Source organism: Vitreimonas sp. (assembly GCF_036392335.1).
In the GTDB taxonomy this organism is placed as follows: Bacteria; Pseudomonadota; Alphaproteobacteria; order Caulobacterales; family Aquidulcibacteraceae; genus Vitreimonas.
In genome coordinates this window covers 19,123-42,811 of record NZ_DASVYD010000071.1, presented here as the reverse complement: position 1 = coordinate 42,811, position 23,689 = coordinate 19,123, and the positions used below count along the sequence as shown (strand labels likewise).

At 61.0% G+C, this 23,689-nt stretch carries 15 protein-coding genes; 4 read left to right on the top strand and 11 right to left on the bottom strand.

Annotation, left to right across the window (positions count from 1 at the left end):
- Positions 1 to 29: 29 nt before the first annotated feature.
- The 8 genes from VF769_RS16920 to VF769_RS16885 form a co-directional block, all read right to left on the bottom strand.
- The gene (locus VF769_RS16920; RefSeq protein ID WP_331009612.1) at positions 30 to 959 is read right to left on the bottom strand and encodes a 3-keto-5-aminohexanoate cleavage protein; all 930 of its coding nucleotides are present in this window, start codon (positions 957 to 959) and stop codon (positions 30 to 32) included.
- Positions 960 to 1,070: 111 nt separating this feature from the next.
- Positions 1,071 to 1,871 carry a glutathione S-transferase family protein gene (locus tag VF769_RS16915; RefSeq protein ID WP_331009611.1) on the bottom strand — a complete coding sequence of 267 codons (801 nt, stop codon included), beginning with the start codon at positions 1,869 to 1,871 and terminating at the stop codon, positions 1,071 to 1,073.
- 93 nt (positions 1,872 to 1,964) lie between these two features.
- Positions 1,965 to 4,136, bottom strand: a complete 2,172-nt coding sequence (locus VF769_RS16910; RefSeq protein WP_331009610.1) for a TonB-dependent receptor — start codon at positions 4,134 to 4,136, stop codon at positions 1,965 to 1,967.
- Between the two features lie 273 nt (positions 4,137 to 4,409).
- Positions 4,410 to 5,333 carry a LysR family transcriptional regulator gene (locus tag VF769_RS16905; RefSeq protein WP_331009609.1) on the bottom strand — a complete coding sequence of 308 codons (924 nt, stop codon included), beginning with the start codon at positions 5,331 to 5,333 and terminating at the stop codon, positions 4,410 to 4,412.
- A 127-nt stretch (positions 5,334 to 5,460) separates the two neighbouring features.
- Positions 5,461 to 6,624 (bottom strand): cytochrome P450, encoded by a 1,164-nt coding sequence (locus tag VF769_RS16900; RefSeq protein ID WP_331009608.1) that lies wholly within the window; start codon positions 6,622 to 6,624, stop codon positions 5,461 to 5,463.
- Positions 6,621 to 8,144 (bottom strand): phytoene desaturase family protein, encoded by a 1,524-nt coding sequence (locus tag VF769_RS16895; RefSeq protein ID WP_331009607.1) that lies wholly within the window; start codon positions 8,142 to 8,144, stop codon positions 6,621 to 6,623. Before VF769_RS16895 ends, VF769_RS16900 begins: the two co-directional genes overlap by 4 nt.
- 24 nt (positions 8,145 to 8,168) lie before the next feature.
- The gene (locus tag VF769_RS16890) at positions 8,169 to 9,227 is read right to left on the bottom strand and encodes an alpha/beta hydrolase (protein ID WP_331009606.1); all 1,059 of its coding nucleotides are present in this window, start codon (positions 9,225 to 9,227) and stop codon (positions 8,169 to 8,171) included.
- A 49-nt stretch (positions 9,228 to 9,276) separates the two neighbouring features.
- A complete protein-coding gene (locus VF769_RS16885; RefSeq protein WP_331009605.1) occupies positions 9,277 to 10,185 on the bottom strand; it encodes a phytanoyl-CoA dioxygenase family protein in 909 nt (302 codons plus the stop codon).
- Positions 10,186 to 10,417: 232 nt separating this feature from the next.
- On the opposite strand from VF769_RS16885, the gene VF769_RS16880 reads away from it, so the two are divergent.
- Positions 10,418 to 11,254 carry a fumarylacetoacetate hydrolase family protein gene (locus VF769_RS16880; RefSeq protein ID WP_331009604.1) on the top strand — a complete coding sequence of 279 codons (837 nt, stop codon included), beginning with the start codon at positions 10,418 to 10,420 and terminating at the stop codon, positions 11,252 to 11,254.
- A 4-nt stretch (positions 11,255 to 11,258) separates the two neighbouring features.
- On the opposite strand, the gene VF769_RS16875 is transcribed toward VF769_RS16880, so the two are convergent.
- The gene (locus VF769_RS16875) at positions 11,259 to 12,917 is read right to left on the bottom strand and encodes an FAD-dependent monooxygenase (RefSeq protein ID WP_331009603.1); all 1,659 of its coding nucleotides are present in this window, start codon (positions 12,915 to 12,917) and stop codon (positions 11,259 to 11,261) included.
- A gap of 457 nt (positions 12,918 to 13,374) precedes the next feature.
- Positions 13,375 to 15,102 carry a DUF3363 domain-containing protein gene (locus VF769_RS16870; RefSeq protein WP_331009602.1) on the bottom strand — a complete coding sequence of 576 codons (1,728 nt, stop codon included), beginning with the start codon at positions 15,100 to 15,102 and terminating at the stop codon, positions 13,375 to 13,377.
- Between the two features lie 278 nt (positions 15,103 to 15,380).
- Here VF769_RS16870 and VF769_RS16865 point away from each other — a divergent pair, with 278 nt between their 5' ends.
- On the top strand, positions 15,381 to 17,132 hold the full coding sequence (locus VF769_RS16865; RefSeq protein ID WP_331009601.1) for a hypothetical protein: 1,752 nt from the start codon (positions 15,381 to 15,383) through the stop codon (positions 17,130 to 17,132).
- Entirely contained in the window at positions 17,129 to 17,482 is a 354-nt protein-coding gene (locus VF769_RS16860; protein ID WP_331009600.1) for a hypothetical protein, read from the top strand. The genes VF769_RS16865 and VF769_RS16860 overlap by 4 nt, the downstream gene beginning before the upstream one ends.
- 486 nt (positions 17,483 to 17,968) lie before the next feature.
- Here the strand turns inward: VF769_RS16860 and VF769_RS16855 are convergent, their stop codons facing one another.
- Positions 17,969 to 22,555, bottom strand: coding sequence for an RHS repeat-associated core domain-containing protein (locus tag VF769_RS16855; protein WP_331009599.1), 4,587 nt, complete (start codon positions 22,553 to 22,555; stop codon positions 17,969 to 17,971).
- A gap of 91 nt (positions 22,556 to 22,646) precedes the next feature.
- Here VF769_RS16855 and VF769_RS16850 point away from each other — a divergent pair, with 91 nt between their 5' ends.
- The gene (locus tag VF769_RS16850) at positions 22,647 to 23,609 is read left to right on the top strand and encodes an RHS repeat domain-containing protein (RefSeq protein WP_331009598.1); all 963 of its coding nucleotides are present in this window, start codon (positions 22,647 to 22,649) and stop codon (positions 23,607 to 23,609) included.
- Positions 23,610 to 23,689: the final 80 nt, after the last annotated feature.

The window sequence follows — 23,689 nt, the reverse complement described above, 5'->3', positions numbered from 1 at the left end:
AGAAACCTGCAGATCGTATGCGGTCAACATCAAGCCGCGGCGCGCACACGCCCCTTAAGCCCAAGCAGCGCCCGCGCCTCATTTGGCGTTGCAGGCTCCTTGCCCAACTCACGCACGATCCGCGCCGCCTTTTCAACTTGCTCTGCGTTCGACGTCGCCAATCGACCGCGCCCGAGAAGCAAACTGTCTTCCAGGCCAACCCGCACGTGCCCGCCCATCAGCACCGATTGCGTTATGAATGGCATCTGAAACTTGCCCGCCGCCAGCACGGACCATTGGAAATTCTCCGACCCAAACAAGCGGTCGGCGGTGCGCTTCATGAACACCAGATTGTCGAGATCGGCGCCGATGCCGCCCAAGATGCCGAACACCATCTGGATAAAGAAGGGCGGCTTCACCAGCCCCGCGTCCACAAAGTGGGCCAGATTGTAGAGGTGGCCGACGTCATAGCATTCATGCTCGAATTTCGCGCCATCGACCGTGAGCGTCTCAAGTATGAGACGAATATCGCGAAACGAATTGCGGAACACGCTATCGTCCGACCCCTCGATCCACGCCTTCTCCCACGGATGCTTCCATGACGAATAACGACCGGCGATGTGATGCAGCGCGAAATTGATGCTGCCCATGTTGAGCGAGCAGACCTCCGGCTTGAACCGCGCGGCGGCGCTCAGGCGATCCTGAATGCTCATCCCGGGTGCGCCGCCCGTCGTGATATTGATCACCGCGTCGGTGTTGGTCTCAATCGTCGGAATGAATTGCGCATAGACATCCGGGTCCGGCGTCGGCCTGCCGTCCGCGGGATTGCGCGCGTGTAAATGAACAATCGCGGCGCCCGCGCGCGCCGCCTCGATTGATTGCGCGGCAATTTGCTCCGGCGTAATCGGCAATGCATCCGACATCGTCGGCGTATGCACCGCACCTGTCACCGCGCACGAAATGATAACTTTGTCCCGCATCTGCGACCTCGCCTGACCTTCAATCCGCCTGACTAAGGGCGCGGCGTGCGGCGAAACAGATTGCAAAATTCGGCCACCGAAATCGATTCCGCATCACCCAAGCGGCGCGATTCACGCCGCTTTCAGCGCGCTGCGCAATTCGACAAGCCGCGGCGAAATTTGCGCGCCGTTCGCGATCATGTCCGAGACACGCTTCGGCGCGACATCATCGATGATCACCTTCTGAAAACTCGGGCGCGCACTCACACGGTCGAACCAGGCTCTCAGATACGGCCGCTCTGCCCAGAACGGCGCTAAGCCGAGAAAATTAAAGCGCGCGATATAGGGCGTGAGCGCAATGTCGGCGATTGAGTACGCATCGCCGGCAAGCCAGCCGGTCTTGGCCAGCGCAGCATCCATCTGTCCCAAAAATTTATCGACATCCGCGACCGCCCCCGGAAAGAACGGCGCCTCGACACCGAGTTCGATCAGCGCCCGCTTGAATTTGCGTTTATTTTCATCCGGCGATTGATCCACGGCCTTCGCGACGCCCTCCGGCCCTTCGGCTAGATATTCATGCCGCGTAGAGATCGCCATCGTCAGAATGCCGACCCAGCCGTGAACCTTGGTGTCCAATTGCTGAAACCACAGCCGCATGGCTGCCAACGCGGCCGGGTTCGTCGGGCGCAATGACGGCGTCGGAAACGCATCCTCGATATATTCAAGAATGATATTCGACTCGATCACCACCACGTCGCCGTGAACGAGCGTCGGCACCACGCCGTTTGGATTGAGCTTGAGATAGCCTGGATCAAACTGATCGCCCTTACGCAGATTCAAATGATGGCTGGTCCACGAAATCTGTTTCTCATCGAGCGCGATGCGGACCTTCTGCGCGCAACTCGACAGGTCGTTGTGATAAAGTTGGATCATACGTTTGCACCATCAAGAACAGCTAAGCGCCACATCAGACCAAACGCCCGCAAAGGCGCGCGCCGCATGAAGCGACGCGCGCAGTCGGGAGGATCAATATTTGTAGCTAAGCTCCAGTGCGATCGTCCGCGGACGCTCCGACACACCGATCCAGCTGCCTGGCGGCGCAAACGGTGTTGGGAATGCAAACACGGTCCGATTCTCGTTTGTCAGATTGCGGCCAGCGAGACGGATCGAATAGCCGGCGTCCGCCTCCACGCCGATCGACGCATCGAACAGCGTGATGTCGTCCGATGGCGGCGGGAAACTTGGGTCCTGCTGACGCGTCTGGTCAGATTCGTAATTGGCGCCGCCATTGAGGATCAGGTTGAAGCCATCGGCGAGCCGATGCTCATAGGTCACCGAAACCAACCCGCTCCATTCCGGCGCGTTCGGAATTCGGCCGCCGGTGATCGAGTCTGACGCATCTGCGTACACGTTGCTCCAGTCGAGTGTTAGCCCCGGCGCAAAGTCTGGTCGCCAGATCACCTGCGTCTCGAACCCTTGCGATTCCAGGTCCGTGTTATCGATCACGAATTGCACGCCGTTGAACGTCACCATCTGATAGTCGGTGACTTCGGTCGAGAACAGAGTCGCGTTCGCCGTCAAAGAGCGATCTCTACTCTGATAACGCAAACCCAATTCGGTCGTCTGCGCGACTTCTGGATCGTATTCGCCATCAGAAAGCACGGTGGTGTTCTGCGCGAAGCCGCCACTCTTAGTGCCTTGCGCCCAGGCGACGTAGAACATTAGGTCGTCGGAGACTTCATAGCGAAGGTTCACAAGGCCATCCGTCGCCGATTCAGAGCGCGACATTGTGAATGGCGCATAAGGCTCGTAGCCGCCCGGCAACGTCAGAATGCCAGGCACGATCACGTTGCGCCCGATATCGACTTCCTTATCTTCATCGTTGTAGCGAATGCCGCCGCTCAGCGTTAGGCGATCTGTAATGTCGTAATCCGCTTGACCAAATACCGACCACGATTCCGTGGTTTGATCGAAGACAGTCTGCCAGTGCGCGGCGCCCGGCCCGTCCGGCGGCGGCGGCAAAGTGATGTTCCAATCGTCAGGCAACGACGCTTCGTTGCGGCCAATCCAAACACCGACCGCGTAGCGGAAGCGATCCTCGCTGGGCGACGTCAATCGAATTTCCTGGCTCAACGTCGATGTGTCGGTCGAGCTTTGATATAGGAAATAGTCACCCGGCAAAAAATCCGTGCCGCCAGCCGTCTGGCCCGAACCCTCAGACCAACCGGTTTGGCTCGTCAGCACAAAGCCATCGCCGAAATTCCAATGCGCCGTTAGCGACGCACGATTGATTTCGGCGCGGTCGAAATACCCCTCTGGCAGTCGGCTATCGGAATACGCCGTACGCCGATCGAAATCAGTTTCGAGATCGGGTACGCCGCCACCTGCGGCCAGCGCATCGACGCCCGCATTCGACGCCAAGATTTCCGTTGTAAAACCTTCAAGGCTGACATCTTGCGTTTCGTAGAGAAAAGTCGCGTCGAAATGCGACGACGGCTCCCAGAGCACAGTGAGACGACCCGCTTTGCGCTCGCCGCCGCCACCCATGTCGCCGGTGAGCACGTTTTCAACCCAACCGCCCTGTTCGTCATAGATGCCAGCCAAGCGAACCGAAAGCGTATCCGACAGCGGAATCGACACGCCTCCGTTGACGATCCACGATTCCAGTTCGAACTCGCGATTGACCGACAGATTGCCTTCCAGTTCACGCCCCGGCGCACGCGTCACCAGATTGACCGCGCCCAAGCTCGTGTTCTTCCCGAGCAGCGAGGATTGCGTGCCGTGAACCACTTCGATGCGATCGACGTCGAAGAGTCCCGATGAAAACTCTCGCGCACGCGGTAGATAAACGCCGTTTACGAAGAAGCCGACCGAGCTTTCAAACGACGCCGAACCTCCGGCGGACCCCAATCCCCGAATAGTGACTGTTGTATCCAAGTTCGCCGGGGCGCGCGAAATGTTCAAGCCAGGCGACACGCGCGGCAGATCGAGCAACGTCGTCACCTGCGCGCGCTCCACCGCTTCAGCCGTTGTCACAGCGACCGACATCGGCGCGTCCTGCAAGGTCTCCGCACGCAGGCGCGCGGTGACAACAATATCCTCAGAGCCGTCGTCCGTTTCCTGCGCATACGCCACAGTGGCCGTGCATAAAGCTGCGAGCACTATCGCCGACGCACCAAACCCAAAGCGATTCAACATTCGATCCTCCCCTCAATATTCGTCATTCTCGTCGGCTAGGGAGTACCGTCTGCAACGCGCCATCCTCCGACACGGTCCAGTGCGAACGGCCTTTGTGTGCCGCTCAACTGGCTTGCGCGCCGACCGACAGCGCCATCCCGAGCGACTGTGCGAATTTTGTCCAAGAAGGATCGCAGCGCCGAACCGCGCTCATAAGATGGCATCGACGCTGTAGTGATACCCGCGCGATATCGAAAACAGCCGCCACAAAGCGACAGAGACGCGCATCCGGCGCTACGCCGCCCCGGCTTGTTGGAGCTGATGCACGCGATGCCCAGCGACGCGCACAACGAGGTCGTTCCAATACTCAGCCGCCGGCGTCAGCGGCATATTTCCACGCCGCACGGCGCAGATCGGCGCGGCATTCGGCAACCCGCGGATGGGAAACGCCTCCAGCACTTCCTCTTCGTCCATAAGCTCGAGCAACAGCGCAGACATCGGCGCAAGGAGATCAGACGACTTAATGATCGTGGTGAAGCTCAAGCTTGAGCCCGCTTCCATCACAACTCTAGGCGGAGGTAGACCCGCCGCCTCGAACACCGCCACCACCTCTGTATCGATATCCATCGTCATATGCGCTGCGACCCAGCCTGCGTCCGCGAGCTGCTCCAGCGATGTCGCGCCTCGCAAGGGATGACCGCGACGGCCTACAATAATGCGCGGATTGTCCCACAGACGTTCAATGATCAACGCTGGATCTGAATAATCCTCCGGCACCGGCCCGTAGAAGACGTCAACGACGCCGTCGCGCAAATCCGGCTCCATCACGGGCAATGCGCTCTCCAACACCTTCACCCGCACATTCGGAAACCGTTGACGAAACGGCGCGATCAATTTCGGCAACATGGTGCCAAGGCTGGCGGCCGAGAACGCCACGGTGATCTTGCCGAAATCCTTACCCTTGAACTGCTCGATCTCATCAAGTGCGCGCTGCAGATCCGCTTGCATGCCCTTCGCGCGCCGCAAGAAAATCTCGCCCACCGGCGTTAGCGTCATTCCGAACTTGTTGCGTTCAAACAAGACGACGCCCAACTCGTCCTCCAGCTCACGAATGCTGCGAGACATGGCGGGTTGCGCAAGCCCAAGATGCTTGGCGGCCGAGCGCAAACTGCCGCGCTCAACGACGGCGACGACGTTGCGGATATGGTGCAGTTTCATCGCGACGCTCCCTGGACCGTAGCCTCATCTTGTAGTGGCGAAGGCTACGCGCGTGATCCCTGCCCGGCAACACGCGATGCCGATTAGGTTCAGTCCCGACGCAGTATTCGCATTCCGCGCTTCAGCTTCAGACAATGCGCAGGGGCAGTTTAGTGAACCCGTGCAATCCGGCGTTGACGCCGAGTTCTGGCTCACCCGCTTCAAACTTCGCGTCCGCTTCGATGAGCGCCTCGACGAGCACCTCCATCTCAAGCCGCGCCAAATGTACGCCCGCGCACATATGCGCACCGGTGCCCCAAGATAACTGATCCTTCGCATCGCGTGTCACGACAAATCGATCCGGATCTTCGTAGCGCCGCTCATCGCGGTTCGCGCAACCATAAAGCACCATGAGGCGCGCACCCTTCGGCAACACAGCGCCGTCCACCTCATAATCCTCCGCCGCCACGCGCGAAAACCATCGCAATACCGAGTGCAACCGCACACTTTCGATCACCGCCGCCCTCGCCAAGTCCGGCTGCGCCTTAACAGCTTCCCACTGTTCGACGTTTACAGTCAAGTTCCGCAGCAAATGCCCCTTCGCAAGGATCGTCGTGTCCAGACTGGGGATCAGGTAGGCGCTGATCGCCGCGCGCGCTTCAACCTCGCTCAGCTTCCCACTGCGCGTCGCCGCAAACAATTCTCCAGCCCATGAACCATCGCGTACGGAATCCTCCGCCAGCTCCATTATAAAGTCGCGCACTTCCATTGCCGCTCTGAGGTCGGCAGGATCTTGGTTGGGCCCGATCAGATTGAACGTCGCAGCCGCCCACGCCAGCATACGCTCGCGGCCGACCTCCGGCAGTCCGACAAGATGCGAAATCGCTTGCACCGGCAGGAACGACGCAAGCTCCTGCATCGCATCGAACCAGCCCTTACCCTTCAGTGCGTCCACGCGCGCCGCCACCATCACCTTCAAATCGTCGCGCGCCTTGCTGATTGTCGCGGGTGCGAGCGGTCGCATCACGGTTAAACGTAGGCGATTGTGCAATTCGCCATCGGACTGAATGACATTCATGCCCTTGGGTGCATTGAAAACATCGCTGAACCCGACACCTTCACCGCTGATCAGCTTATTGGGTGACCTGAGCGCCGCCTGAACATCCGCAAATCTCCCTACAGCGTACACGTCTGGGCGCGCCAACCGAACCAACGCACCCGCATCACGCAGCCTGCGATAATCCGCGAACGGATTTTTGAGGCTCGCTTCGTCAAAAAGATCGAGATCCACGTACGGCGCAGAACTGGTCACGAACTTACTCCCTCGCCGCGCCCTGCATTGAAATCCGCAAGCATCGTTTGCGCCGCGTTATGTCCGCAAGCGCCATGCACGCCGCCACCCGGATACACGCCAGGTCCGCCAAGATAGAGCCCAGATACGCTCGCGCGATACTGATCCGCACCCATACGAACCATCATCCGCCGCTCAAACCGCGACGTCGCATCGCAACGCATCGCAAGAATTTCGAAATCGTCTTCACAATAACCGCGCCAGACATCCACAAACGCTTCTGGGAAACTGGCCTCAACCGCGCGCCACGTCTCGCCATCGAGATGCTCCGCGGCTGGAAATGCGCTATCCACACCAACGACTTGGCAGCCCTCCGGCGCCAGTGTCGCATCCCAATGACCATGCATCCGCACCACACCGGCTGGTTTCGGCAACAGCCCGATGCGTACATCGGCCGATTGCGCGACCGCATCCTCTGGACGTTCGTGCCCAACGATCGTCTTCAGACATGCATCAATCTCTGGATCATGGCGTGCAGATTTGTAAATCGGTGCGCGTTTTAGGCAGAACATCGATCCCGCAATCGATCCCGGCCTGCCCTTTCGAAACGCTGCAAACTCGTCGCACTCCTTGCGCGACATCACGCCAGTCTCGAGCATACGCTCGACATCAACGATCGGCGCCGCCGCCAACACGCCCGCTGACGCCACGATTGTCTCACCCGCGGCCGTCACCACGCCCACAGCGCGCTCGCCTTCTGCAACAACGCGCGCAATACGCGTGGAAGTGCGTATCTGCACGCCCGCGTCGCGCGCCGCCGCCGCCAATGCGCCAACATATGAAGCAATCCCACCGTGGACCGTGCGCCATCGCCCAGCGATCCAAAGCGAATAGCTGAGGAAGGCTAGGTCACCGCCCTCGTCCTCCAGGCCAAGCCCCGTCTCCGTTGCGAGATGATAGAGCAGCAGCCGTACCTCGGGCGTCGCGAACAGATCGTCAATCAGCGCGCGCGCCGTGCGTTGACCCAACACACGAACATCGCACAGCTTCGCAAACGAGCGCCGCACAGCCTCGGCTTGTCTAGCGAACCATTCGGAATTTGGCGCCGCATACAAACCATCTCGAATGAGCGGCCCCATCGGCGCCGATGCCCGTTTGAGCGCAACATATTTCGCCGCATCCGCGGGCGAATAGACGCCTAGACTCGCCGCTGTTCGCTCTAACAAATCTGGCCTATGCAAAATCACCGGCGCTCGTCCGTCCGCGAACGCAACACCCAATTGCGCCGCCGGATGATGCAATTGCACGCCCCGAGCCGCCGGCGCGATCTGCTCCGGCATTAGCTCCGTAAACATCAGCGCATTCGCATGCGGATTGTGCCGAAAGCCCGGCAGCAACGGCTCGATCGTGACGGCGCAGCCGCCCGCCGACACCTCGGCCTCCAGCACCAACACCGACCAGCCGGCCGACGCAAGTTCGAGCGCCGCCGTCAAACCATTATGACCGGCGCCAATGACGATGACGTCGTATTGCTCAGCCATCCGGTCCCGGCTCGCTCACCGCGCTTAGTCACGCGGCCCAATATAGCGCCGTATCAAACCGTGAATCTCCGGCACAGTCTTTGCCGAATATTTCGACGGCCGTCCGGTCTTCGGGTTGATCGCGTAGATGCCGGCATGCGGCTGCTGTTCGCCTTCGATATAATGCACATCGACGCCCGCCTCCTTCGCTCGCGCCGCAAACGCGCGCGCTTCCTCGCGCAACACTTCCCATTCGCCCACCCAGATTACAGCAGGAGGCATACCTTCGAACGTCTCAGCCAAAATCGGTGACGCCCGCCAATCGAAGGTGTCTTCCTTCGACCGCAGATACAGCCGCGTGACCACCTCGGCCTGCGCTTGCGTCAGACTATAGTTCGCGAACTCTTCGTAGCTCTGCGTGTTGTTGCGCGCATCGAACACCGGCGTCCATAGCCATTGCACCGCGGGCTTTTGAACGCCCGCGTCACGCGCCATCAGCGACACCACAGTGGCCAGATTAGCGCCCGTGCAACCACCACCGATGCCGATCCGTGTGGGGTCCACGCCGAGTTCGTCGGCGTGCTCCACCACCCATTTGTAAGCTGCAAAACAATCCTCGACCGCCGCAGGAAACTTGGCTTTCCACGACACGCGGAAATCAACCTGCGCCACCGCGCAGCCGAAATCCTTGGCGTACATACTGTTTTCAGTGTCGCAATTCTCCAACCCGTCAAACATGCACCAGCCGCCGCCGTGTGTATGAAAGTAAAGCCCCACCTTCTCCTTGCGGTTCTTCGGCAAATAAAGGCGCATTTGCATGGGGCCGGCCGGGCCAGGCACCTCAACGTTCCGCGCTTCCAGCTCAGGCGCCAACACATGCATCGGCGGAGGCGGCGCTTCGCGCGGTTGCTCCGCGAACGGCAAATTGATGAGCCGGGTCTCTTCGTCGACTTCAGCCATGCGCTTTTGGCGCAACGCTTCGTAGTCGACCTTGTTCGCCAGTGGCGGCAGGCCACCGGGAATCGGCAGCTTCCAAGGCCCAAATTCTATCGCCGGTACGGCGTCACCATTCCACGCACCCGACTTCGCACCATTATCCGCCATTGCGTTCTCCCATTCCGGCACGTCCATTCACGGCGGCCATGCTATGTTGTTAGAGTGGCGCCACTTCAGCACGCGCAAATTGCGCCATCGCCTCGGCCATGCATTCCGGATCGGGATGCAGCGGCCCTTTCAAGCGATTAGCTACAGCCATACGATCTAGTGTCGGCAATATTTGGGGAAACATCTCGCCGGACAACGCCTGTCCGCGCTCCAACCCGGTCTTGCGCGGCAGCGGCATCATCCCGTCCACGCGATCATACCGCACGTCGTCACCGCACCACCGAGTCGAAATCGCGCGTCGCATCCTATTCGGCGAATTGTTGCCGCGTGCGCCATGCACTGTCTTCGCATGGAATAGCAATGCATCGCCCGGCTCAAGCGACCAGCTCAGAATATCAAATTTGCTTCGATTAGCATCGATGTCTGGCAACGCTTCGAGATTTGCCTCCTCTGAGACTATAGCGCCGCCAATCGCCACCGGCTTCCAGCGATTGCGCCACTTGTGCGAGCCTGCGATAAACTCCAGGGCTGAGGTTTCCGCATTGACGGCGTCGACCGAGGTCCAGAGCGTTGCGATCTGATTTCCGGTCAGCGGCCAGAATGTCATGTCGTGGTGCCAGGGCGTCGGGTCCGACGTCTTCGCGCCCTTGATGAATATTTGGTCGTAGAAGAAGTTGATCGCCTTCGATCGCATCGCCTGCTGCGCGACGCGCGCACTCGGGCCGTAGAGCACGAAGTCGCGCACGACATCGTTCTCAAGCCAATAGAAATGCGCCTCCTTGAAGGTCGCGCTGACGCCGGGCAATTGTGGCGTGTCGGACGCGTAGAACTCGTCCAGCACATCCGTCAACGTCGCCACCCATTGCGGAGAATAGATGCCGCGCAGGCACGCAACACCGTCGCGCTCGTAAGCGGTGATTTCTTCCGCAGTGAGGTCGCGCGCGGGCGCTCTATCCATAGGTCGCTCTCCCTGGCTTTCTTTTTCCGGGAGCTTAGCAAGCGGCCGGGTCTCGTCTGCATGTGAAATAAACACGGGCGATGCGGAAATCGCATCACCCCGCCACTCAGGCGATGCCTAAAGACAATCGAAGCCTCCGCGTTGCCATCTTGGGTCGCGCCGGTCCCACTCTAAAGTCGTCTCGAGAATGCCCATTGCGCGTCCGCGCCCCCCTCACTTCAGGAGAAACGCCTTGAAACTCGCAATGTTCGACGATGGGGCAGGCCCGCAATCGGGCGTGGTGATTGGAGAGCAGATCGCGCCCACCGGCATCGCCGGTGCGCTGGCCGACCTGATTCCGCAATGGTCGAGCGTCGAGGCGCGCGTGAAGCAAGCGGCCGAGACGGCGCCGCGCGTACCGCTATCCAGAGTAAAGCTCCTCGCGCCGGTCGCGCGTCCGGGCAAAGTGTTCGCCATCGGCCTCAACTACGCCGATCACATCGCCGAAAGCAAAATGGAGACGCCGCAAACGCAAGTGTGGTTCACCAAGGCGGTGACTTCCATCAACGGTCCGTTCGATCCGATCCAGATCGCCAAGGACAGCGCTCACACCGACTACGAGGTCGAACTGGTCGCCGTCATCGGCAAGCGTGGCCGCTACATCAGTAGGGCGGAGGCGCCTTCGTACGTGTTTGGCTATTGCGTCGGCAACGATGTGACCGAGCGCATGTGGCAGCATCGCACGCCACAATGGAGCCTCGGCAAATCGTTCGACACGCACGCCCCGATCGGTCCGTGGATCACAACAGGCGACGAAGTTGGCGATCCGCACGATCTCGGTCTGCGTTGCTTCGTCAACGGCGAGAAGCGCCAGGACTCGAACACCAAGCATCTGGTGTTTGATATCTGGGACCAGATCGAGCACCTCTCCTACGCGATGACGCTCGAACCCGGCGATCTCATCTTCACCGGCACGCCCGGCGGTGTCGGCGCCGCAATGGACCCACGAAAATTCCTGAACGCGGGCGACGTCGTTCGCTGCGAAATCGACAAGCTCGGCGCCATCGAAGCGACGCTTACGTCCGCATAAAGGATTATCGCACGACGGCGCTCTTGGGCGTCACCGCTTGGCGCGCCTCCACGGCGGCGCGCCCCGACGCCAGCAACAGAATTTCGGCGCCCGGCCACACATCGCCGCGCCAAGCCACGTGCTGATCGGGACGGATTAGAACCAACGATCGCTCATAGAGCGCCGCAATCCGTGCATCTGTGATGCGTATCGTCTTGAGCGGAATTCCCAGGCCGTGCGCGTCCGCTTCGGCGCGTTGAAGCTCAGCGTCGCCCGCGCGCTCAAAACCAATCAACGTGAATCCTTCGCCGAATACATCATAAAGCGAGCGCCCATCGTCCAACCATGCGTGCGGCGCCCGCGCACCCGGACGCGCTGTGGGCTCATATGTCCGCATCGCCGGGTCACGCGCGGGCGCACCGCCCTCCTCGGCCATGATTGGCGAGTCATCGTAACTCGCTCCAAGCATGACGCCGAGGCTACGAAACTCTTGCGCGCGCCCTTCCGCTAACAGCGCGCCCACTTGCGCCCGCAACGCCGCGCCTTCGTCGCTGTCCGCCTCAAGCGTCGGCGACATCGCATCGTGCAAGGATAACGTCGCGTGGTTAGAGAGCGCCGCGTCGATCACAAAACGATGCACTTGCCGGCGCTCTTGCTCATAAGACTTCAGCAAGCCTTGCCCGCCCCAGCCGTGCAGAACCGCGGCCATTTTCCACCCAAGATCGACCGAATCCCCGATGCCCATATTCATGCCGTACCCGCCGACGGGCGGATGCAAATGGCACGCGTCACCTATTAGGAAGATGCGCCCTTCGCTATATTTGTCGGCGATGAACTCGCTCGCCGCCCACTCGTCGGTACTCAATATTTCGATTGGCGTATCTAGCCCCATTGAGCGCTGAATCAGCTCAGCTGCGCTCAGTTTGTCGAGTTCAGTCAGCCCTTCGACCCTGCCTCGCATGAAATACCACAGATCGTCCTTGTCCATCGGACCAATGACGCTCGGCACGTCGGCGTTAATCTGCCAATACATGATGCCCGGCCCATGTTTATGCAGGCGCGATAAGCCTGGCGCGCGGAACACGATGTTGTAAGCGTGCGCAAGTCCGTATCGCCCCTCCATCTGCGCCCCGATCAGATCGCGGATCGCAGATCGCGCGCCATCGGCGCCCACGAGATAGTCACACCGCAGCACATTGTCCGCACCGGCCGCGCGAACGCGACAAGTCACTCCGTCTTTATCCTGCTCCGCTTCTAGAAACTCATGCTCAAACAATACCTGCACGCTCGGCAGCGACTCCGCCCGTCGGCGTAGCACCTCCTCGACGCGATATTGCGGCACCCATTGCGCGTGCTCGGCATAGAATTCGTTGCGCTCGGGCGCGCAATTGAACGCATTCTCGATCGTCGCCAGCGGAAACCCGCCAAGTCGCGTCACGAATTGAATGTTCGACGGGTAATCGACGCCAAAAGGCGCCATTGCGGCCAGATCTTCGGCGATGCCCCAGCGTCGAAAGTGCTCACGCGTGCGCGTGTGCGTGGTCTTCGCCCGTGGCGCGTATCCGACGCGATCGTTGCGCTCCACAACGATGCACTTGACGCCGCGCGTGCCCAACTCGACCGCGAGCGCCAACCCAGCCGGACCCGCGCCGCAAATCAGAACTTGAGTGCTTATCGCCGCCACGGCTTGCTCCCCTACATTTCAGCTGGCGGCCGGTTGGTCCGGATAACCGCGCTGAAACTCTAATCGGGCCGTGGCGATGCGCCTGGATGGCAAAAAGCAAAGAGCGATGCCGCCAGATTATAGCCCGCCGCCGCCAGTCGTTTGCGCGCTACGCCTGGGGACTGATATTGGCGTATGGCAACGCCCGGCGCGGCAATCCGCGACGAGCCCTTGGCCGGGCATCCGCAGTCTATCGGTGCAACACACCGCAATGGCCAACGCCCGCTTCTGCCCCACTTGAGGCGCCGGCCCACTCCTAGCCCTGTGGTCAACGCCGCCGGCAGGCGCGTCGATTTCTTGGTGGACGCCCTGCGGCCCGACGCTTTCCAGTCAGTCATCGCGCGCAAGCGTGGGGCAAGGGACGTGCGTCAGCGCGGCGCGTGAGCGCTCGCCCTTGCCCCACGCGAGCACGACGGCATCACCGCCCGAGATCAAGCCCGCGCGCCAAGCTCTTCACCAACTCATGCTTGGCCGGCTCCCGCGAAGGTCCGCGTCCCGCCATCGCTTTGAACGCCACCTCATCGCCCGCCTTGATGTCGCTGCCGCGCCCCAAGGGATGCGCCAGAACATCGCGCCCGCGCTCCAGGATCGCCGCCTTGCCGGAGAAGAGCTCCTTCACCTCACGTACGCGCCAAGTCTCACCTTCACGGATCAGATCGCGTGCATCGCCCCGTGTGCGCGTGTCCCCCTCACGCTCCAATTCAGCACGCCGCAATTCCTCGCGGGCGCCAGCGCGGAAATAGAATTTCCCGCTTGGACTGCGCGCGCCCAAACCAGCGCCTTCCAACACTTGCGCCCGCTGCTCCAGCGCCTCTTTAACCTCCGGCGCATCGGGCAGTCGCGGCGCAACACCGCGCGCCTGGCGATCAAGCTCGCGATCCAGCCCTGTCTCCGCACGCACGCGCACCTGCGCGTCGAGCCCATGAAACGATAGACGCTGCACCTCCGCCCGCTTGCCTTCGGGCTCAAAAGCCACCCACGAGCCACGCTGCAGATCGGCGATCTGTTCCATCGACGTGTTAAGCAACAAGCGCCCCTTATTGTGCGTCTCGATCACCAGCACCGCCCGGTCCGGGTTCTCACCGCGCGACCCCAACTCCATCACTTTGCCAGCGACATGCCCCATGCGCGGCTCATAGAGTCGCGCTCGCGCCAATTCGCGCCGCACATCGAGCGGTCGCGACGCTTCTAATCTCTCTTTCCAATCGCGCTCAAACCGCAGGACGTTGCGTCGCACTTCTTTTGCTAGGCCAAGCCGCGCCAATTCCTGCGCACGCGCCTTCATCGCGTTGGCGAACGCTGCATTCCGCTCGCGTCCCAGCCTTTGCACCAACACCTCGCGTTTCTCAGACAATGCCTGCTCAATTGCCCGGTCCAGCCGATTGAAACCCCGCGCCTCCACCTCACGATCGAGCCGCAGCCGCTCGTCCGCGATCGAGCGCTCGCCCAGACGTTCCGTCGCCACATCCCGTGCGGCTTCCCGCAGCCCATGCGCCACATATTCACGCGGCAAAACCAATTCGACGCCGTCGCGACGCACGCCTCGGATAATCACGTGCGCATGCGGATTGTCGGTGTTGTGGTGATCGACCGCCACCCAATCTAGCTGCACACCCAGGTCGCGTTCCATCCGCGCCATCACATCGCGGGTGTAATCTTTGAGATCGCCATCCTGTTCGATCAGCCGCGCCCCGCTCTCTGGCGCCAACATGACCCGGAAGTGACGCTTATCGTTCACCGCCCAATCGCGCAGCCGATCGTGCGCACTGTCCACCTCGTCATCGCAGCGATCGTAGAAGCGTCCCTGCTCGCCCTCACGCGCGGCGCCATCGCGTTCGAGATAGCTCGCATGCGCCAGCAGTTTCCCGCCGCCGCTACCGCCGCCCGCGGCGTGCTTCCGAAAACTGACCTTCACCACCGCGCGCTGACGTGGATCGCTCGCGAGCGGACGCGGTGCTGATCCAGTCGAGCCGCCGCCTCCAAACTTCCTCCCGTGCAGCGCTTTGCTGAGGCGCGCGCCTAGTGCGCCACTCGTGCCGCGTCCAGTCTTGCCGTTGCGCGCAAAGCCGACGCGTCCGCGCAACTCATCCTCAATCGGCAAGCGCAATGCAGCGCGTGCGAGAGATGCAAAGGGCTCGTCTGCCATCGCGAATTCTTCGCTTCATGTCGGCGCGATCAAACTTCTTTGCGCGCCATCCAACTTGCCGAAAGCATAGCAAAACCAACACTCAAAACCAATAAAATTCGCCCTTTATCTTGCTGTAATCGTTTGGTTTTGCGATCATGGGTTTGTTGTACAAGACAAGACTTGACGTGACAAAATATGCGAAGCCGCGATCATGCGCGACAAGATCGATCTGAACGCTCGCACGGACAGAAACTTGTGTTGCGCGATGCGAACGCCTTGTTGCGGAGGCGCGTCACGTGATCTGGTTGACGCATCTGCGCACGATTGTGATCGCATTGAGCGCGTTCACGTTCTGCTGCGACTTGGTCACGCAGATGATGGCGCGCGCTTTGGGCTACGCGGCCGCACTTGGCCCGCCGCTGCTCGATTTAGGGAGTCTTCGTCTCTACGCGCCGTTCTCGTTCTTGAGCTGGAGCGTTGCCTGGGCGTCCGTCGCGCCGGCGCTCGTTGTCCTGTCGCTATTTCTTGCGCTCGTCTGCGCGCTCGCCGCCTATGCGGTGGCGATTGTATTCGCCAAGCTCGAACCGATCGCGTTGGCCGAACGCTCACCGAGGCGCGATTTGGCCTCGTGGCGTGAGTTGGGACATTACGGGATATTGCGGGACGACGGCTTGGCGTTGGGCGCCGTGCATCGTCATGCCTGGGAGAAACACCGAACCATACGCAGTGACCTCCGCGCGTGCGTCTTCCTGGGCCAAACTCAGCACACCGATGATGCGGTCTTAGCTGCACTCGACTCCTGGACCGGGACGCTTGTGCTCGTCGATGCGCGCGGAGGCGCTTCGCAGAGGCTTGGCCGCGAAGGCGTCTTGCGGTTCTCTCCAAGTCGCCGTGATGGCGTTGCCATCAATCCCATGCTCGCAATTCGCGGCGGTCCTTATGCGTGGGGCGACGCACGTCAGCTCGCCGCCGCCCTTTTGGCCGACACCTCCGCCGCGCCTCAAACCGCCGTCGACGCCTTCGCGCTCCTCATGCTCGACCAGCTCCTCTGCGCCCCGCTTGAGGCGCGCACGCTCGCCTGCTTACGCCGGCGGCTGATCGATCCGGCCGCGTTGGTGGGAGAGCTGTGCAGACGTTGGACCGCCGAACCCAAAGCCGACGCCGCGCCGGTGATCTGGGAGATGCTGCGCGTCGCGCGGGCGCAGCGTGTTGAGTCAGACCAGGCGCTCGCCGATTTTGTCCAAATTGATCTAGCGCTCGCCGTCTTTGCCGACGCCAGGCTGGTCAACGCAACCAGCGCACATCATTTCAACTGGACTGACTTCATCTCGGCGCCCACGCCGCAGACGCTGGTGTTGTCCCTAGAAAACATTGGCGAGTCTGGGGCACCGCTCGTTCCCGCCTTATTGGCGCAGCTTGCAACGCATCATTCCTCGGCAAGCGATGCGCTGCCGTTGATACTCGCCATCGAAGCCGACGCCGCGCGGCTCTTGGTGGAGCAGCGGGCCGCGCTGCCGATCGGCCCCAACACAAAAATACTCATTCAAGCGACGGACATCGCCGACGCGGAGCGCTTGCGCGGCACGGGTTGGAGCGAGAGCCCAATTGTCGTCATAGGCCCGCAGACAGACGCGAGCGCACAGGGCGTGAGCCGGCTTGCGGGTCGATGCGTCGTGTTTGAGCCGATGCCCCACGCCATCCCCCGTTGGCGACGCCTGCTGCTTCCGACTTGGGTCAAACAAGAGGTGGACCGCTTGCCCACAACGGCGCTGAAGACGGTGTCGCCCAGTGAAGCGTTGTTGGTCGCACCAAATCAGAAGCCGTTGCGCATGCGCGTCTTCGTGGGTGGCGGCGCGACCAGCTTCAGGGCAGCCGCCGCGCCAGCGCAGCACGATTGGTCCGCGCCCCCCGTCGACAGCGTTCGTCTGCCAGAGCCGCCAGCGGACACCCACTCACCCGTTCTTGCCGGCCCAACGGCGACGAAGCTGCGCCGCGTGCTCACGCGCGCTGTTGCGAAGCCCGCCAATAAGGGGGCGCCCACCAAATGAGCCTCAAACGTCAGCTTACCCTGCATTTGGACGCCGATGTCACGGCTGCAATCCAAGCGGAAGGCAAACGCCGCGGCCTCAATCTCTCGCGCGCCGCCAACGATACGCTCCGACGCGCGCTGATCGACGAGGCAGGCCAAGCGCTCGCCGACACCATCAAGGTGCGCCTCGATCGGCTCGACAAGCGCGATCACGCAAGGGCGCGCGAGCTGGCGCTGCTCAAGGAGATGGTGCTGCTTTTCGTGCGGGTCTGGTTTGAATATGCTGGACCACTCAACGACGATGATCCCAATGCCAGCGCCAATGCCGAGATCAGGTTTCAGGGATTTCTGGAAATGCTCTCAGATTAAACCGGCGCAAAACCTTCCGACGCTGTCGATCGACGTAGTCTCCATGGATGGCGCCTAAGTCGACGGCGATCCGATAAATCGGGGAGATCTCGCCGGCATGCAACCCGGCAACGCTACGTACGCGACTCGGTGCGGAAGGTGAACTCGTCGACTGCAGCGTCAACAGGCCATCTGCCATCGCCATGTGCGGTGGCTTCTAGACCGACGATTATGCCCTCTTCAATCCATACAACAAAATCCCCAAGGTGAGGCAATGATGGATGGGTAACGATGCACGCGGGCGGTCTGCTCCTGATGTCGCCTGGCACCGAAGCCGCCTTCACAACTCCCTTGACCGCGAAGTTGGTGAACCCGCCGACATCACTATAGTCGCGGTCGACTACGTAGAGCGCTGTCACTTGATCACGAAGCGCGGCTCGCCACGGCTCTAGACCAGACAGTGCACAGCGAAGTGCCGCAAGCTCGACTGGGTTGGGTTCGTTCATGCTAAGGAATCCACGCGGAACCAACTCGGAATACACCGTTCACGCTTGTACCCCTCACAACCACGGACGTCCCGCCTACGTCAATCGCTGCGGTTACTACGCCCTGTCGGCCAGCCAAAGACTGCGCGCTCCCGTGAATCGCTGCAAACGCCGACTCTTGGGACCCGTAGCGCCCAACGAGCGGTCCGAGATTGTGGCGTGGCACGAACACATGGCGCAGCTTGTTGGCAAGGTCGCCGTAAATTCGCGTCAGCCAACTGCAATTATGGACCACCGCGCCATCTTCACCCACCAGGAACGTGTGCGGCCCGGAGACGGTGAGATTGTAGGTGTGCTCGACGCGGTCGGTGCGAGCGATGTCGAGGATAAGCAGGCCGCGATCGTCTGCGGTTTCGATGCGTTGATCGGCGGCCAAGTGCTGCGTTTCAACCCAGCCAACGCCTTCGACGTACCAAGGGTGATCGTCGGTGACATGGAAGATTTCCGTTTCACCGTCTGCGTTGCGAACTTCCAACCGCCACAACACTTTCGGTTCAGGGCGGATCAGCGCCGTCACGGTTTCCGTTGTTGTACGACCTGTGTCAGGACTCCAGGCGAGCACCTGATCGCCGACCTCGATTTGCTCGATAGGTCGCAGCCCGGTTGGTGTTGCAACAAGCGTTCCTTGTTCGAAGCATGCACACGCCGCTCTCCCAAATCTTCCCCAGCGTAGCGCGTCATCAAACGGCCCGGGTAGACTGAACCAAAAAGTCATCGCGAAGTCGGGGAACAGCTGGTCAGAAATCTGCGCATCACGCTGTGAAGCGCGATACTGCCGACAAGCCATGTTACACTCGCCGTACACGAGTATTTCGCCGTCCTCCACGGCGTTTGGGTTTGTGAACTCTCCCACGTGAATCTGCGCCGAGGGGCCTGGCCCCCACCAGTCGTTTCTGTGCTCAACGGCAACGACCACGACATCGGGACCATCGGTTACAGGAATGTCCTGCAATCCAAACCGGTCAACCAAGTTGACCGGATCGTTCCACACGTAGGCATAGAGGTTCAAACCACCTTCAAATCCGATGGGATCTACTTGCGCAAATCTCCCGATTGCGGGCGAGTAAGCGCGCGCGCGCATGTGGTAGAGTTGCGCTTCGGGGAGCATCACTGCGCCTGCATACCGAAAACGCGAGCCGCCCGCGCCTGGCGCTGACCAAGCATTGGGAGAACCGTATTCATCGTAGGCATAGATATTGCTCACCGAGCCCGCGCTGTTCGCGCGCGCGACGATCGAGCCCAACGGATCGGCCAAGAACCAACTACGTGAGCTTGTGCTCGCGCCTTCGTACCAGGTCACCGGTTGATCGACGCCGTCGCCGCTTACATACCGGCGCAGCACGTTGCCCGAACTGTCGTACTCAGCGATGATCTCATCGCCGTTGTAGAGAAACCGAGTCGATGCACCTGAGGTGCTGACCTCATACAATCGCCCCGCCGGATCATAGCTCAACGAAAGCGAGCCAGCGCCCGACACGCTGGTTATGCGGTTAAGAACATCATAACCGTAGGTGCGCGATCCATCGCCGGTGAGATTACCGCGGCTGTCGTAGGTGAAACTCGTTCCACCGACGCTCGGATATTGGTTCAAGCCATTGTCGGTATAGGCCGTCGTGCCGGGCCCCGGCGGCGACCAATCCCAGCTCGCATTCGAACCGTCGCGGGTCAGCGATTGCGAGCCCGCATTATAGCTCAGGGTATAGCTCTGATCGTCGCCAGAACCCGCCAGGTCATGCGCGAGCGAGGTCAAACGCGAGGCGCCGTCATAGCCGTAGGCGGTCGCCACGCTGTTGCCGCGCGTGATTCCGGTACGGCGGCCAAGATTGTCGTACGCATAGGTCGCCAGCACGCCTATGCCGGAGGTCGCGCCATTCTCGCGAATGGCGGTCACCGCATTGGTCAGATCGTAATCGTACTCAGCATAAAAGGCGTCTGGCCAGGTGATGCGGGTCTGCCGCGAGGCGGTATCGTATTGATAGGACACTGTGCCCAGCGGGCTTGCTTGCGTGAGATTTCGCGACAGCGCGTCGTAAGTGTAACTCAGCGTCTGCGAGGGTGTCGCTGAACTCAGCAACCGGCCCAGATTGTCGTAAGCGTAATCGACATCAAGACTTGTGCTCGGCGCATCCAGCGTCGTCAGACGATTGAGCGTGTCGTAGTCATAATCGATGGTTTGCCCGTCGCGGCGGCGCGCCTGCGTGACATTCGAAGCCGCGTCATAGCTCCATTGTTCATAGTCACTTGTACTCGTGCCGCCGCCCGTGGCGTTCGGATAGCGCAGCTTCCGCTGCCGATCGAAGCCGTCATATTCAGCGATGGTCACGTTTCCCGCCGCATCGGTGATGGTCGTGGGCAAGCCATTGTTGGTGTAGGTCAGCGCGAGTGTCGTTTGCTGCGATGGCGCGCCATAAGCGCTTTGTACCTGCGTGACACGATTGGCTGCGTCATAGACTTGGCGCGTGATCCGGTCAGGTCCATTGGGTCCCGCGGTGCCAAGCGTACACGCCGACGCGGGCAGAGCCCCGAAGAGTGTCGGGTTCATTCGGATGGCCGCGCATTCTTGGCGGTTGGCGGCGTCATAGCTGAGATCACTGACCGAAAACGTCGTCCCGCTCGCGGTCAAGGTTTGCCGCGTAGGCTGGCCGAGTGCATTGAAGCTGACATTGCCTTGTTGCAGCGAAGCGAACGCGGCCCAATTCGGATCGCTCATGCCATCGACCGTGCCCCGCTCGACCATCGTCGCCCAGCCATTGGCATTGTATGTGACGCGGATGGCCCGATGCTTTAACGAGCCGCCGCCGTCCGGATCGGGACCGACGATGCCGATTTGCTGCCGCACGGAATCATAGCGAAAGCGCGTTGTGTCGGCCGTGCCCGAGAGCGGGCCATCGACGGTCAACAGATTGCCGACCGGATCGTAGGTGTAGGCAATCGTTGCTGTCAGCGAGCCATCGCCCGATCCGGACGAGGTAGAGATTGGCAAGCGATTGTTGGCGACGCCCGTCGATCCGTAATCAATGATCGTTTGCGTTTCATCGGCGCCGCCGGCGCACGACGAGGTCGTCATGCAGGCCGAGACTTCCGTCACGCGCGCAACCGGCGTCGCCGCCTGCACAATCGCGCCGCCGCTATTCTTATACCAGGCGTAGAGCGAGCTATAGCTGTAACGCGTTTGCGGGCGCACATTGGGCCCGCCGCCGTCGGGATCAGGTAGGGTGACGGTCAGCACCCCGCCATGGCTTGAATCGTAGGTATAGTCGGTTTGATTGCCGCGTGGATCCGTCGTGCTGTTGGGCAGGTTGCAGGTCACCTGATTGCTGCAGGTGGAATCATACGACGCTGACGTCACGATGTTCGAAAGGCCCGAACCCGACTTCGCGACCTCGGTGGTTTGGGTGACGTTGCCGCGTCCGTCGTAGGCATAGTCGGTGTAATTGCCTTCGGGCAACGTCACCCGTGTTAGCTGATTGGCGCCATTATAGGTAAAGCTGGTCGTTTGATTGACGCCATTGGTGTCGGAAACAATTGTGCCATTGGCGATGTTGGAAACCACCACGCGCGTATTGGACAATGGATCGGTGGTCGTCGTGGTGCGCTGTCCCGAGGCATCGGAATAGGCATAGGACCACAGATTGCTGCTGCCTCCATACGCAAGCGCGATCACGCGGTTGGTGGACGTATTGTAATTGATGTTGAGAAAATTGACGGTGTTGGTCGGCAAACGAATGGCGCCGACGAAGCCGTCCTCGTCGATAAAATAGCGCGTCGTTTGGTTGAGCGCATCGGTGATGGTCTGCACCAAGCCGCCCGATTCCGTGCCGAACGTCAGACTTGGCCACGTCTGCGTGAACGTGCAGGTGTTAGCGGTCGGATTGCAATAATCTGTCGCATTGTTGAGCGCGGTCGCCTTGACCAGCACCAAGCCGCCAGTGGCCGGATCATTGTTCTGGTACTGGAAATGAAGCTGGTAGCCCAGGTTGTTGGTGACGGATTGAATTCGCTGAACGTTGGCGCTGAGCGTCGTATAGGTGAGCGTCATCACCTCGCCGCTCGGCGCTGTGAGCGTGGTCATTCGCCCTTCATTCGCCTGGGTCGGACTTGTACCTGCCAGCGCCTTGGAGAAGAGCGCGACCGCCCCCAACCTGGTCGTGAACGTATACGTGTTGGTCCCGGAATCGAAGCTGAGCGAGGCGCCCGGCGTGTCCATTGGCGTGAAGACACCGCCCGCCAGAGAAAAGCGCGTCGAGCTGCCCAGCAACGTTACTGTGTAGGTCGTGCCGCTGCTGTTGAGCACGCTTGAGAGATTGTCGCGCCAATTCTGGGCCAATGAATCGTACTGGCGAATGTAGGTCAGGCCACCCGCATCCGGCTGCCCTATTGTGATCGACGGCGTTGGGAAGCGCATTGAGCCATCGACAAGATCGACGCCGTTCGCATCGATCGTCATCCGCACGGGCGGCGGCGGCAAACTTTGCGCTTGAGCGTGGCCCAACACGAGCGGCAAAGCGACCAGCGCAAAAACAATCGCGCGCACAATCCAACGCCGCATTCGCCACTCCCCGTTGACATGCAAGTCAAGACTGCGCTGATGTAAGAGTCAATCTAGGCGCGAATAGATTCATGTGCGCATTGGAGGAACGATGAGGATCGCACGTCGGACTTTGCTCGCGGGCTTCAGCGGCGCATTAGCCGCGCCCTCCGCGCTCGCGCAAGACATCGACTATGTCTACGACGAACTCGGTCGCCTGATCCGTGTGATCTATGACAATGGCGCGACGGTCACATACAGCTACGACGCCGCCGGCAATCGCACGGAAGTCGCACGCACCGCGTCGCCGCCCTCAAGCACCTTCACGGCAACCATCGCCATCACAGGTACGGGTACGATCAATCTGCGCACGCTGGCGAACAGCGCCGGCTATGACGGTGCGCGTCCCGCAAGCGTACTTTTCACTTTGGGCTCGGGCGTCACGTTGATCGGCACGAGCGGCGCGGGACTTGAGACCGGCACGTGGCCGATCACACAATATTATGTCGATCTTGATCTTCAGATTTCGGGCAAAGTCTACGGACGCGGCGGTCAAGGCGCGCAAGGCGCCTCGCCGAGCGCAGCACTTCCTGCGTTGGCAGGCGGAGACGCCATCGCCTGTCAGACGCCAATCGACATCGTCGTCAATGCCGGCGGCGAAGTGAAAGGCGGCGGCGGTGGTGGCGGCGGCGGCGGCGGCTGGTGGAATAACATCACTGAGGCCGAGCTTGGCGGCGGTGGCGGAGGCGGCGGATTCCCTAATGGCGCAGGCGGCAGTGCAGGCGGTTCAACCAATGGCACGCCGCCTAATAACGGCGCTGCGGGCACGGCATCTGGTGGCGGCGCAGGCGGCTCAGGGAACGGCAATTACATGACGCGCTCCGGAGGCGCCGGGGGCAACGGTGGTGGCGCAGGCGCGTCGGGTCTTTCGGGCGGAGGTGCTGCCGGCAATCCTGTTGATCCTTGGATACGCCGCAATCAATCTGCGGGCGCCGCAGGGGGCTATGCCATTCGCAAGAATGGCCACATCGTCAATGTCACCAACAACGGCACGATCGTCGGTACACAGGGCTGAGTTATCCTCGCGCGCGCGATTGGTTTGGCGCAAGCACGCCAAGCCGTTGAAAACACAGGCGCGTGGGTTTGGCAGTTTTT